The 14073-nt window shown below is 65.3% G+C and carries 8 protein-coding genes; all 8 read left to right on the top strand.

All coding sequences use genetic code 11. The features are described 5' to 3' along the window. Nucleotides 1-130: 130 nt before the first annotated feature. The 8 genes from ACSQ3L_RS02175 (at nucleotide 131) to addA (ending at nucleotide 14070) form a co-directional block, all read left to right on the top strand. Entirely contained in the window at nucleotides 131-532 is a 402-nt protein-coding gene (locus ACSQ3L_RS02175) for a PTS sugar transporter subunit IIA (protein ID WP_292184391.1), read from the top strand. Continuing rightward, nucleotides 529-840, top strand: a complete 312-nt coding sequence (locus tag ACSQ3L_RS02170) for an HPr family phosphocarrier protein (RefSeq protein WP_436158435.1) — start codon at nucleotides 529-531, stop codon at nucleotides 838-840. The genes ACSQ3L_RS02175 and ACSQ3L_RS02170 overlap by 4 nt, the downstream gene beginning before the upstream one ends. A gap of 182 nt (nucleotides 841-1022) precedes the next feature. Beyond that, a complete protein-coding gene (gene ahcY, locus ACSQ3L_RS02165; protein WP_436158434.1) occupies nucleotides 1023-2423 on the top strand; it encodes an adenosylhomocysteinase in 1401 nt (466 codons plus the stop codon). Between the two features lie 200 nt (nucleotides 2424-2623). Further along, entirely contained in the window at nucleotides 2624-5179 is a 2556-nt protein-coding gene (locus ACSQ3L_RS02160) for an ATP-binding protein (RefSeq protein ID WP_436158433.1), read from the top strand. Nucleotides 5180-5187: 8 nt separating this feature from the next. Beyond that, nucleotides 5188-6699: a tRNA (adenosine(37)-N6)-threonylcarbamoyltransferase complex ATPase subunit type 1 TsaE gene (tsaE, locus tag ACSQ3L_RS02155; RefSeq protein ID WP_436158432.1), complete on the top strand. Its 1512-nt coding sequence runs from the start codon at nucleotides 5188-5190 to the stop codon at nucleotides 6697-6699. Next, nucleotides 6696-7424: a nucleotidyltransferase family protein gene (locus tag ACSQ3L_RS02150; RefSeq protein WP_436158431.1), complete on the top strand. Its 729-nt coding sequence runs from the start codon at nucleotides 6696-6698 to the stop codon at nucleotides 7422-7424. Before tsaE ends, ACSQ3L_RS02150 begins: the two co-directional genes overlap by 4 nt. Next, entirely contained in the window at nucleotides 7421-10555 is a 3135-nt protein-coding gene (addB, locus tag ACSQ3L_RS02145) for a double-strand break repair protein AddB (protein WP_436158430.1), read from the top strand. Before ACSQ3L_RS02150 ends, addB begins: the two co-directional genes overlap by 4 nt. Beyond that, nucleotides 10552-14070, top strand: a complete 3519-nt coding sequence (addA, locus tag ACSQ3L_RS02140) for a double-strand break repair helicase AddA (protein ID WP_436158429.1) — start codon at nucleotides 10552-10554, stop codon at nucleotides 14068-14070. Before addB ends, addA begins: the two co-directional genes overlap by 4 nt. Nucleotides 14071-14073: the final 3 nt, after the last annotated feature.

Below are 14073 nucleotides of genomic sequence, written 5' to 3'. Positions count from 1 at the left end.
TGGCATGCGCCTGCGCAATTTTGGGCTTGTCAACGGGCCGCGCGTCGACAAGATAGCGCTCCCGCCGCCTGGAATGGCTGGCGAGCATAAAATGCGCCTGTGAAGCGGCGATGACGGGAGCCACCAAAGAATGATCGGACTCGTGCTTGTAACGCACGGTCAACTGGCCGCCGAGTTTCGACATGCCGTGGAACATGTCGTCGGGCCACAAGACAGTTTCGAAACCGTGGCGATCGGCGCCGACGACGATATGGAGCAGCGTCGCCGCGACATCGTCGACGCGGTTGCCCGGGTCGACACCGGGGCGGGCGTCATCGTGCTGACCGACATGTTCGGCGGCACGCCCTCCAATCTTGCCATCTCGGTGATGGAATCCGGCCGCACCGAGGTGATCGCCGGCATGAACCTGCCGATGCTGATCAAGCTCTCCTCGATCCGCAAGGGCGACAATATGGCGGCCGCCCTCGACGAGGCTCAGGCCGCGGGGCGCAAATACATCAACGTCGCCAGCCAGCTCTTGAGCAGCAAATGAACGCGATGTCCCCGGAAAAAGATCAGATCGCCAAAGATCCGATCACCAGGGATTTTCCCATCATCAACCAGCGCGGCCTGCACGCGCGCGCCTCGGCGAAATTCGTCCAGCTGGCCAGCGGCTTCGACGCCTCGGTGCATGTCGAGAAGGACGGTGTCAAGGTCGGCGGCACCTCGATCATGGGCCTGATGATGCTGGCGGCAAGCCCCGGCTACTCGATCCGCGTCACCGCCAGCGGGCCGGAGGCCCGGCAGGTCATCGACGCGCTGGAGCAATTGGTGGCGTCCCGCTTCGGCGAGGAATGCTGACCCTGTACACCGCCAATGCATGTCCGAGAGACATGCAGGGATAAAGATTTCTTTATATCCCATTGTCGTCTTCACGCCGATCTGCTAGTCAGGCCGGCAATTCGCGCCCTTCGACGCGCCGACTGGCGCGGGCGCATCCGCAACAAATTCGCAAGCACAACATCTGCAATCGGAGCACTGCCATGACGGGTAGCAAGGACTATGTGGTCGCCGACATCTCGCTTGCCGGCTGGGGCCGCAAGGAACTCGAGATCGCCGAAACCGAAATGCCGGGCCTAATGGCCTGCCGTGAGGAATTCGGTTCCAAGAAGCCGCTCAAGGGCGCGCGCATCACCGGCTCGCTGCACATGACCATCCAGACGGCAGTGCTGATCGAGACGCTGAAGGCGCTCGGCGCCGATATCCGCTGGGCCTCCTGCAACATCTTCTCGACCCAGGACCATGCGGCCGCGGCCATTGCCGAAGCCGGCATCCCGGTGTTTGCCGTCAAGGGCGAGTCGCTGGAGGAGTATTGGGACTACACCGACAAGATTTTCCAGTGGGCCGACGGCGGCCTCTCCAACATGATTCTCGATGATGGCGGCGACGCTACCATGTACATCCTGATCGGCGCCCGCGCCGAGGCCGGCGAGGACGTGCTGTCCAACCCGCAGAGCGAGGAAGAGGAATATTTCTACGCCCAGGTCAAGAAGCGCCTGAAGGCTTCGCCCGGCTTCTTCACCAAGCAGAAGGCGGCGATCCGCGGCGTCACCGAAGAGACGACCACCGGCGTCAACCGGCTTTACCAGCTGCAGAAGAAGGGCCTGCTGCCCTTCCCCGCCATCAACGTCAACGACTCTGTCACCAAGTCGAAGTTCGACAACAAATACGGCTGCAAGGAATCGCTGGTCGACGGCATCCGCCGTGGCACCGACACGATGATGGCCGGCAAGGTCGCTGTCGTCTGCGGCTATGGCGACGTCGGCAAGGGCTCGTCGGCCTCGCTCAAGGGCGCCGGCGCCCGCGTCAAGGTCACCGAGGTCGATCCGATCTGCGCCCTGCAAGCGGCGATGGACGGTTTTGAGGTCGTCACGCTGGAAGATGCGGCCCCTACCGCCGACATCGTTATCACCACCACCGGCAACAAGGATGTCGTCACCCTCGACCACATGCGTTCGATGAAGGACATGGTGATCGTCGGCAACATCGGTCACTTCGACAACGAGATCCAGGTGGCCGCGCTGCGCAATTTGAAATGGACCAACGTCAAGCCGCAGGTCGACATGATCACCTTCGCCGACGGCAAGCGGATGATCCTTTTGTCCGAAGGCCGGCTGCTCAATCTCGGCAACGCCACCGGTCACCCGAGCTTCGTCATGTCGGCGTCCTTCACCAACCAGGTGCTGGCCCAGATCGAGCTCTACACCAAGCCAGGCCAGTACGAGAACCAGGTCTATGTCCTGCCCAAGCATCTCGACGAAAAGGTCGCGCGCCTGCATCTCGACAAGCTCGGCGCCCGCCTGACCGAATTGTCCGGTGAGCAGGCCGCCTATATCGGCGTCACGCCGCAGGGTCCGTTCAAGCCGGAACACTACCGCTATTAACCAAAGCTAAATTTACTACCAGATATTGAGGCCGGGCGATTGACTTTTCGCCCGGCTTTATTTTTGCGCGCCATCAGCCTTCACGGCGATTCGGCGAGGGTTTATTGTCAGGTGATTCGCGACGCTTCCGGCCCGAGAGAGGTTCAAGAGAGGTGCGCATCAGGGCGGTCTTGCATTCAGGCGGCGGAGAGGACCAAGACATGCCGGGGCAACACCCGCACAGAGCGGGACGGGCCGTTTCCGGCGGCCATGACGATTCGGGGACCATTGGCTCCGTCCTGGAAGGCGGGAGCCTTTCATGGCGCGCCCGCGCCGGGCTGTTCCTTGCCACCTCCGCGCTTGCCGGCCCCTTGGCTGGTGCTGTCGCGCATGCCGAAATCGCTGGCGCCGCCGTGGCCGGATTGTCGATGAGCGCCGTCGAGGTCATGCAGCTTGCCGTGTTTGTCGGCGTGACCGGCACGGCATTTCTGTCGGCCATCGTTCTCATCCGCGAAAGAGCCCGCACTTCGGCGGAAAATGTCGAACTCAGGAGCCGTCTCGCCGACATCAATGCGGCCCTGCGGCGCTCGGAGGCGCTGATCAATCTGCGCGACCAGCGCGTGGTCGTCTGGGCCGCGGAAAACAAGAAGCCCGAACTCATCGGCACATTGCCCGTCGAAAGCGGCGCTCCCGACGACCGGGCGGCTTTCCTCGCCTTCGGCCGCTGGCTGATGCCGCGCTCGGCGGCGGCGCTCGAACATGCGATAGCGGGATTGCGCGAAAGGGCGACGCCCTTCGACCTCGTCATTGAATCGCAGGCCGGCGCGCCGCTCGAAGTGCATGGCCGCAAAAGCGCGGCGCATGTGCTCGTGCGTTTCGTCTCGCTCTCCGAGACGCAGCGCAGCCAGGCTAGGTTGAAGATCGAGAACCAGCGGCTGGCCACCGACCATGACACGATGATCGGCCTGCTCGACGCGCTGAACATGCCGGCATGGCTTCGCAGTGAGGACGGGCGGCTGAAGTGGGTCAACCGGGCCTATGCCGATGCGGTCGAAGCCGAAAATGCCGAAGCCGCGGTCCGGGAGGCAAAAGAGTTCCTCGGCGGCCAGGCGCGCGAAGCAATTTCCGCCCAGCACAAGACGCATCCCGTCTTCGAGCAGTCGCTTTCCACCGTGATCGAAGGCGACCGCCGTATGTTTGCTGTCACCGATTTCGCCGGTAGCGACGGCTCGGCCGGCCTTGCCTGCGACACCAGCGCCATCGAGGCCGTTCGCGGCGAATACGAGCGGACTGTGCAAAGCCACGCCGACACGCTCGACCAGCTCAATACGGCGGTCGCCATTTTCGACACCGACGAAAAGCTGCGGTTCTTCAACCAGGCCTTCCAGAAGCTGTGGGGGCTCGACGCAGGCTTCCTGCACAGCGCTCCCGACAATGCCTTGCTGCTCGACCGGCTGCGCAGCGAGGGCAAGATCGCCGAGCAGCCCGAATGGCGCCGCTGGAAGGAGGGCCTGCTCGGCGCCTATCGTGCCGTGGAATCGCAGGAGCATTGGTGGCATCTGCCGGACGGCAAGACCATCCGTGTCGTCGCCAACCCGCAGCCCAAGGGCGGCGTGACCTGGGTGTTCGAGAACCTGACCGAGAAGATGGACCTCGAAAGCCGCTACCAGACAGCGGTGCGGGTCCAGGGCGAGACGCTCGACAATCTTGCCGAAGGCGTGGCGGTGTTCGGCCCCGACGGCAGACTTAGGCTGTCGAATCCCGCCTTTGCCACGCTTTGGGGTTTGAGCGGTGAAGCGGCCAAGCCAAATGTGCACGTGTCTGCGATTCGCGACCTTTGCGACCGGCAAGCGGCGGACAGTCCCTGGCCAGGTTTCGTTGCCGCCATCACCGGTTTCGACGACGAACGCCGCGACCGTCACGGTCAGACCGAACTTAACAACGGCAATGTGCTGAGCTACGCCATGATCCCGCTGCCCAACGGGCAAGTGATGATGACCTTCGTCGACGTTACCGACAGCGTCCACGTCGAACGGGCGCTGAAGGACAAGAACGAGGCGCTGCAGAAATCCGACCAGCTCAAGAACGAATTCGTCCAACACGTCTCTTATGAACTGCGCTCGCCGCTGACCAACATCATCGGCTTCACCGAATTGCTGTCGCAGCCCACGACCGGTCCGCTGACACAGAAGCAGCGCGAATATGTCGAGCATGTCAGCTCGTCATCCTCGGTCCTGCTCACCATCGTCAACGACATCCTCGACCTGGCGACGGTGGACGCCGGCATCATGCAGCTCGACATTTCCGAGGTGCGGATCGATCGCACCATCGCGGCCGCGGCCGAACTGGTGGCCGACCGGCTGGAAGAGCATTCGATCAGGCTCGCGGTCGACGCTGTCGCGGCGCCGAAGACGTTCCATGGCGACGAAATCCGTGTCCGCCAGATACTCTACAATCTGCTCAGCAACGCCGCTAACTACGCGCCGGAAGCCAGCACGATCACGCTCGCTTGCCGCCAACTGGCGGAAGGGGTGGAATTCTCGGTTCATGACGACGGCCCCGGCATGCCGCCGGATCTGCTCGATTCGGTGTTTCGCCGTTTTGAGCCGCGCGCCAATGGCGGCCGCCGGCGCGGCGCCGGTCTCGGCCTGTCGATCGTCAAGAGCTTCGTCGAGCTGCATGGCGGCAGCGTTCGCATCGAAACCGGCAAGGACAAGGGCACGACCGTCATCTGCGCCTTTCCCGACATGCCGGGCATCCGCGCCGCGGCCGAGTAGCGCGCCCGATGACCGGATTGGTGCTGGAGCGTTTACTCGCCGACGAGCCACAGACGGCGCGGCTGGGCGAGGATCTGGCGCTGTCGCTGCGGCCGGGTGATGTGCTTGCCCTGAAGGGCGATCTCGGCGCCGGCAAGTCGACGCTGGCCCGCGCCTTGATCAGGACCTTGGCCGACGATGCCGGCCTCGATGTTCCGAGCCCGACCTTCACGCTGGTGCAGAGCTACGACACCCGCATTCCGGTCCATCATTTCGATCTCTACCGACTGTCCTCGGCGGCCGAGATCGATGAGCTGGGTTTCGACGAAGCCCTGGCGCAAGGCGCCGCTCTGGTCGAATGGCCGGAACGAGCGGAAGCCTATCTGCCGAAAACCACGGTCCTGATCGAACTCGTCCAGCACGGCGACGGCCGGATAGCGCGACTGTCGGGGCAGGGCGATGCCTTCGACCGGGCGGCACGGTCGCTGGCCATGCGCGACTTTCTCGTGAACGCCGGCTGGGGAGAGGCGCAGCGCCGCCATTTCATCGGCGATGCCTCGGCCCGCTCCTATGAGATCGTTTCGCTGCCGGACCGGAAGCCGCAAGTGCTCATGAACTCACCGCGGCTGGTGCTCGGCCCGCCGGTTCGCGACGGCAAGCCCTATGCCGAGATCGCTCATACCGCCCAGTCGGTCTCCGCCTTCGTCGCCATCGACCGCGCTTTGAAGGCGGGCGGCGTCAGCGTTCCGGACATCCATGCCGAGGATCAGGAACAGGGATTTTTGCTGCTCGAACATCTCGGTTCCGAGGGGTTTCTCGGCGGCGACGGCCAGCCAGTGGCTGAGCGTTACGCGGCGGCGGCCGAGCTGCTGGCCATGATGCATAGCAGGACCTGGCCGCAGTGCCTGGAAACAGGGCAAGGCGGCTTCCACGATGTGCCGCCTTTCGACCGCGATGCGATGATGATCGAAGCCGATCTGCTGGTCGACTGGTATGTGCCGGCGATATCGGGCGGCCCGGCAAGTGACAGCTTGCGCGCCGGTTACCACAAGCAATGGAACGCTCTCCTCGACCGGCTGCAGGGCCGCGAATACACGCTGATGCTGCGCGATTTCCATTCACCCAACATCATCTGGCGCGGCGACCGTTCCGGGCATGATCGGCTGGGCATCGTCGATTTCCAGGATGCGCTGATCGGCCCGTCCGCCTATGACGTCGCCTCGCTCGCCATGGACGCGCGCGTCACCATCTCGCCCGAGATCGAGAAACAGACACTCGATGCCTATGTCGCCGCGCGCCACGCAGCCGGTGCTTTCGACGAGGCAAGTTTCCGGGAATCCTACGCCATCATGGCGACGCAGCGAAATTCCAAGATCCTCGGCATCTTCGTTCGCCTCGAAAAACGCGACGGCAAGCCCTATTATCTGAAGCACCTGCCGCGCATCCGCGATTATCTGCGTCGGGCCTTGTCTCATCCGGCACTGGCAAGCCTGCGCGAATTCTACGATGCGCATGGGTTGCTCGAGGAGCGCACATTGTGACTGCAAGACCGGACACCGCGATAGTGCTTGCTGCCGGCCTTGGCAAACGCATGCGGCCGATCACCGATACCATTCCCAAGCCGCTGGTCCAGATCGCCGGCAAGACGTTGCTCGACTGGAGCCTCGACAGCCTGGCCGCCGCCGGTGTCGGCAAAGCCGTCGTCAACGTCCATTACTTCCCCGAACAGATCGTTGCCCGTGTCGCCGCACGCCGCGCGCCAAAAATCATCATTTCCGACGAGAGCGAAAAACTGCTCGATTCCGCCGGCGGGATCGTCAAGGCTTTGCCGGAGTTGGGTGAGCAGCCCTTCTACGTCCTCAACGCCGATACGTTCTGGATCGACGACGGTCCCCTCAATCTCGGTCGCCTCGCCCTTGCATGGGACGCGGCGAAAATGGATATTCTGCTGATGCTGGCGGATCTCCAACAGGCGACCGGACATTGTGGCTCTACCGATTTCCTGGTTGCGCCGGATGGCGGCTTGCGGCGTTCAAAAGGCGATCCGGCAGGGCTGATCTATGCCGGGGCGGCGATCGTCCATCCGCGACTGTTCAAGGATGCTCCGGCCGCACCGCACTCGCTCAACGCCTATTTCGATTCGGCCATCGCTGTCGGCCGGCTGTTCGGCATGCCGATGCACGGCCACTGGATCACCGTCGGCACGCCCGATGCCGTACCGCTCGCGGAAGCGGCGGTCGCCGGTGCGTTAATCGAGTCGCAATGAGCGGCTCAAGCCGCGTTTTCTCGATCCCGCCCGGAGCGCCGTTTCTGCCGACGCTTGCCGAGGCGCTGCTTGCCGGCCGCCTCGTGCCTGGCTTTCGCTTTGACGGCGACCCGCTCGCTCTGGCCGATGTCACCATCTATGTGCCGACGCGCCGTGCCGCGCGTGCTCTGCGGGGTGTCTTCGTCGACAGCCTGGCGGCACGCGGTGGCGGCGGTTCGGCGATCCTGCCGGTCATTCGTCCGCTCGGTGAGTTCGACGAGGATGAGGCTGTGTTCGAGACCGAGGCATCGGCGGCCATCGATCTCGCGCCGCCGATCGCGGCGACCGAACGCCTGTTGCTGCTGACGCCGCTGGTGCGTGCGTGGAAACGCCGGCTGCCGGCGCATGTCGCCGCCCTTTTCGCCGAGGAGATCGTCATCCCGGCCTCCACCGCCGACGCGATCTGGCTGGCGCGCGATCTCGCCCGGCTGATGGACGAGATCGAGACGGAAGGCACCGACTGGGCCAAGCTCACCGATCTGGTGACCGGCAATCTTGCCGGATGGTGGCAGGTGACGCTCGAATTCCTCGGCATCGTCACCGACGCCTGGCCGAAATTCCTTGCAGAGAGCGACCGCTCCAATCCGGCCGCGCATCGCAGCGCGCTGATCCGCGCCGAAGCGGCGCGGCTGCGGCGCAATCCGCCTGCCGGGCCGGTTATCGCCGCGGGCTCGACCGGCTCGATTCCGGCCACGGCTGAACTGCTTGCCGCGATCGCGCGCTTGCCCGGCGGCGCCATCGTGCTGCCCGGCCTCGACCGGACGCTGGACGAAGCGTCCTTCCAAGCAATTGCGGCTCCGGGTGCGCGTCCGGCCGTGCTCGGCCACCCGCAATACGGCCTTGCAAGACTGATCGGCAAGATCGGCGTGCTGCGCAACGATGTCGTGGAGATCGGCGCGGCCGAGCCGCGGCTCGCGCTCCGCGCCGCCCTGGTCGGCGAAGCGCTGCGGCCGGCCGAGACAACCGAATTGTGGGCCGAGACACGTGCCGGATTTTCGGCATCCGACATCGCCGGGGGCTTTGCCGACGTGACCTTGCTCGAGGCGGCCTCCGAACGCGACGAAGCCGTCGCCATCGCCGTCGCGCTCAAGCGAGCGGTCGAACAACCCGGCCAAAGGGCGGCTCTGGTCACCGGCGACCGCGCACTGGCGCGTCGCGTCTCGATCGAGCTGCAGCGCTTCGGCGTCGTTGCCGACGATTCCGGTGGCACGCCGCTCGCCAACACCCCGGCGGCCAGCCTGCTTAGACTGGCGCTAGAAGCGGTGTTCCGGCCAGGCGACCCCGTGGGCCTGCTGTCGCTGCTCAAGCATCCCCTGCTTGGCCTCGGCCTGGAACGCGCTGATGTACGCCATGCGGCGGAACTGGTTGAACTGGTAGCGCTGCGCGGCGGCACCGGCCGCCCCGACATCGTTTCGCTGCCGGAACTATTCGAGGCCCGGCTCATCGGGCTGGGCAGCGACAGCCGGCCGCCTTTCTGGTTTTCCCGGTTGACGGTTCGGTCCATCGAAAGGGCGCGGACCCTCCTCACTCGCCTCACACAAGCGTTGGCGCCGCTGGCGGCGTTTCGCGACCAGGCTGACACCGACCTTGCCGCGCTGGTCAGCACCAGCGTCGTCGCGCTCGAAAATCTCGGCCGAACCGCCGATGGCGGCCTTGGCGAACTCTATACCGGTGACGCCGGCGAAAAGCTCGCGGAATTGCTGCGCGGGCTGGTCGCGGCCTCGGCGCCATTGTCGTTCGCGGCGAATGAGTGGCCCGACGTGATGGCGGCGCTGATCGCGCCTGAAACGGTCAAGCCGGCGCAAGGCACCGACCGGAACATCGCCATCTGGGGTGCGCTGGAAGCGCGGCTGCAGACTGTCGACACGCTGGTCATCGGCGGGCTCAACGAAGGTGTGTGGCCGCGCAAGCCCGAGAGCGACCGCTTCATGTCGCGGCTGATGAAGACCGGCATCGATCTCGAACCGCCCGAACGGCGCATCGGCCTTGCCGCGCATGATTTTCAGATGGCCATGGGCGCAGGGAAGGTGGTGCTGGCCCGCTCGGCGCGTGCCGGCGACGCACCGGCCGTGCCGTCGCGCTGGCTGCAGCGACTGCTCACCTTCATCGGCAAAGACCAGGCAGCGGAACTGCGCCGGCGTGGCGACGAACTGCTCGCCTGGGCTCGCTCGCTCGATACCGGCCCCAGGCAGGATTTCGCGCCGCGGCCGCAGCCGAAGCCGCCACTGTCAGTACGCCCAGGCCATTTCTCGGTCACCGAGATCGAGACGCTGCGCCGGGATCCCTACGCCGTCTATGCAAGACGCATCCTCGGCCTGATGCCGCTCGATCCGGTCATCCGCGATCCTGGTGCGGCCGAGCGCGGCACGCTGTTCCACGCCATCCTGCACCTGTTTTCAGCGCGCGTCGCCGATCCGCGCGCGCCCGATGCGCTTGCCGGCCTTGTCGCCGCCGGCCGGGCCTGTTTTGCTGAAGCCGCCCTTCCGGCCGATGTCGAGGCCGTGTGGTGGCCGCGCTTCGAAAAACTCGCCTCCAACATCATCGAATGGGAGCGCACGCGCGCCGACGCGGTGATACGGCGGCATGCCGAGGAGCGCGCCGGCAAGACCGTCGTCGGCCAATCCGGCGTGACACTGTCCGGCTACGCCGACCGGGTCGACCTGCTGGCCGGCGGCATGGCCGACATACTGGATTACAAGACCGGCTCCTCGCCGTCCAAGGCGCAGGCGCACACGCTGCTGGCGCCGCAGTTGGCGCTGGAGGGCGCACTGCTCAGGCGCGGCGCCTTCAAGGATCTGGGCGCCCGCGAACCCTCGCAACTGGCCTTCATCAGGCTGAAGCCGAATGGCGAGGTGTTCGAGGAATCGATCCTCGAGCACAACCGCCAGCCGCGAACCGCAGCCGATCTCGCCGAAGAGGCCTGGGCGCGGCTGGAAAAGCTGCTGATCCACTACACCGACCCGACGACCGGCTATTTGTCGCGTGCGCTGCCGTTTCGTGAAGGCGAGACCGATGGCGACTACGACCATCTTGCCCGCGTGCTCGAATGGTCGGCCGGCGGCGATGCCGGTGACGAGGGAGGGGAGGCATGAAGAAGGCCTATCCCATCCCCAGCGACACCGCGAACAGCCAGGCCCGCGCCGCCGACCCCGGGAATTCCGCCTGGGTGTCGGCCAATGCCGGCTCCGGCAAGACCCATGTCCTGGCCCAGCGCGTCATCCGGCTGTTGCTGCGCGGCACCGATCCATCGAAGATCCTGTGCCTGACCTATACGCGCGCCGCCGCCGCCAACATGTCGAACCGGGTTTTTTCAACGCTGTCGGAATGGACGACATTGGGTGACGCGGACCTTGCGGCAAAGGTCGAGGCGCTGGAAGGGCGGCGTCCGAATCTCGAGACCATGCGTCGGGCGCGACGCCTGTTTGCCGAGGCGCTGGAAACGCCCGGTGGACTCAAGATCCAGACCATCCACGCCTTCTGCGAATCGGTGCTGCACCAGTTCCCGCTGGAGGCCAACATCCCGGCCCATTTCGAGATGCTCGACGGCCAGATGGAGGCATCGCTGTTTGCCGCGGCGCGCCGCGACATGATCTCCGGCACAGCCGCCGGCGACAAGGATTTGGCCGAGGCCTTTGCCACCATTCTCGACCGTGGCGGCGAAGCCGGGCTCGACGCCTTGTTGGGCGAGATCGTGCGCAAGCGCGACGGCTTGCGCAATTTCATCGACGCCGTCGGGCGCGACGGCACGCATTTCCAGGCCCTGTTCGACGAGTTCGATTTTCGGCCCGGCCAGACCGCCGAAGGCATAGCGGCGTCGATCTGGCCGCTGCCGGGCTTCCTGCCCGACTATTTTGCCGGCTTCGCCCACGCTGCCGAAGCCACCGACGCCAGATCGGTGCTAAACAACATCCTGCCCTATGCGCGCCAGGCTTTCGCCGAAAGCGATCCCATTCGCCGCCTTCAAATGCTGGCAAGAGCCTTACTCAAGACCGATGGCGATGCCTACGACCCGGCAAAGGCTTTCAAGAAGGCCCTGATCGATCGGCTGCCGGATCTGGCGGAGCGTTATCTCTCGGCGGCCAACGCTATCATCGAAACCACCGACCGGCTGGCTCTGTTCCGGATGCTGGAAGGCACAAGGGCCGCGCTGACCATCGCCGACTGGCTGATCGCACGCTACGAGGTGCTGAAGCGCAGCCGTGGCTTTCTCGATTTCAACGACCTGATCACCCGCACCGTCAACCTTTTGGCGCGGCCCGATGCCGGCCCTTGGGTGCAATACAAGCTCGACCAAGGCATCGACCACATCCTGCTCGACGAGGCACAGGACACCAGTCCGGATCAATGGGAAGTGGTCAAGCGGCTGGCGGAAGAATTCTTTGCCGGCTTAGGAGCGCGTGACAGGGTCCATCGCACGGTCTTCGCCGTCGGCGACGAAAAGCAGTCGATCTATTCCTTTCAAGGTGCGGCCCCGGACTCCTTCGCCGACAGCCGGCTGTTGTTTTCAGGAAGGGTGCACGGCGCCAAGGCGTCCTTCGCCGATCTCAAGCTGACCTGGTCGTTCCGTTCGACCGACGACGTTCTGGCTGCTGTCGACCGCGTCTTTGCCGATCCGATCGTGCGGCGCGGCATCAGCCATGATCCCGATCCGCTGAGCCACAAGGCGATCCGCACCGATGCGCCCGGCTATGTCGAGGTCTGGCCGTCGGTCGGCGCTGAAGCCGTCGACGAGCCCGACGACTGGACGCAAGCCATCGACCATGCCCATGCGCCGGCGGTGCGTGTTGCCGAGAATGTCGCCGCCACCATTGCCGGCTGGATCGGCACCAGCGAGATCATCGAAGGCCGCGGCAAGCGGCTGCGGCCAGGCGACGTACTGGTGCTGGTGCGCAAGCGCGATCGCTTCGTCCATGCGCTGACCCGGGCGCTCAAACGCCGCGACATTCCGGTCGCCGGCGCCGACCGGCTGAGCCTGCCCGGCCACATTGCGGTCAAGGACTTGATCGCACTCGGCCATCTCCTCATCCAGCCGCAGGACGACCTGTCGCTTGCCGCCGTGCTGCGCAGCCCGAGCTTCGATTTGCCGGAGGAGATGCTTTTCACGCTCGCGGCGCAGAGGCCGCCCGGATTGTCGTTGATCGCGTCGCTGCGCCAGCACGCCACCGAAAGCGATCGCCTGTCGAAGATCGTCGCGCAACTCGACATCTGGACGAACGAGGCCGCCTTCAAGCCGGTGTTCGAATTCTATGCCGGGCTTCTGGCGCGCGATGGCGTGCGCAAAAAGATGATCGCGCGGCTCGGACCGGAAGCCGGCGACATTCTCGACGAGTTCCTGAGTTTCTGCCTTGCCGAGGAGCGAACCGGCCTGCCGGGGTTGGAAGCCTTCCTGTCGACGCTGGAGAACGCCGGTCCCGAGATCAAGCGCGAGATGGACCAGACCCGCGACGAGGTCAGGGTCATGACAGTCCACGCCGCCAAGGGCCTGGAAGCGCCTGTCGTGTTCCTGGTCGATGGCGGTTCCGCCCCGTTCAGCGACCAGCATCTGCCGCGCCTGATGCCCTTCGACGGTTCCGGCGCAAACTGGGATGGCAAGGGCTATCTCTGGCGCTCGGCCAGCGATGTCGCCAACGGCTTCTCCAAGGCAGCGGCAGTGCGGGCTCGGGAACTCGCCGATGACGAATACCGCCGGCTGCTCTATGTCGGCATGACTCGCGCCGAGGACCGGCTGATCGTCTGCGGCTATCACGGCAAGCGGGCGCCGAACGCCGGCACCTGGCACTCGATCGTCAGCCGCGCGTTGATCGGCGCGCCGGAAAGCGAACAGCGTGCACATCCCGCCGGCGGCGAACCGGTGCATCGTTTCCATGTCACCAAGCTGCCGCCCGTCGCTCTGGTTTCCAGCGAGCAGGCACGGCAGGCCGATGCTTTCGGACCCTTGCCGGCGACCTTGTTCCGCCCTCTGCCGCCTTTCGAAGACTTGCCGCGTCCGCTGTCGCCTTCCGGCGCCTCGGCGCTGCTCGACGAAGGCAAGGAAGCCGTGGTCGACAAGGCGTCGCCGGTGCTCGACGCGGATGCCGAGCCCGGCTTTGCCGTGCTGCGCGGGCTTGCCCTGCACAAACTGCTGCAGATGCTGCCCGGCATTGCCGAGCCTGAACGCGCAGGCGCGGCGGAACGCTACCTCGCGCGGACGGGCGCGGACTGGCCTGCGTCAGAGCGTGAAAAGGCCCTGGGGTCGGTTACATCAATCCTTGCCGACCCCGGCTTCGGTCAGTTGTTTACGCCATCGTCACGTGCCGAAGTCGCGATCATGGGCAGCCTGGAGGTCAAGGGCAAGAAGCGTTCGATTTCCGGCAAGATCGACCGGCTGGCGGTGACATCGGACACGGTGTCCATCGTCGACTACAAGACCAACCGGCCGGCCCCTGGTTCTCTGGCCGAGGTCCCGCCGGCCTATGTCCTGCAGCTCGCGCTCTATCGCGCCCTGCTGCAGCCGCTTTATCCCGGCCGCGCGGTCAAGGCGGCCCTGCTGTTCACCGAGGCGCCGCGGCTGATCGAACTGCCGGCGAGTGCCATGGATGACGCCCTTGCTCGACTCACGGGAGCGTGACAC

The sequence above is a fragment of the Mesorhizobium sp. LjRoot246 genome, assembly GCF_964254115.1.
In the GTDB taxonomy this organism is placed as follows: Bacteria; Pseudomonadota; Alphaproteobacteria; order Rhizobiales; family Rhizobiaceae; genus Mesorhizobium.
This window is presented reverse-complemented; position numbering and strand designations above follow the sequence as displayed.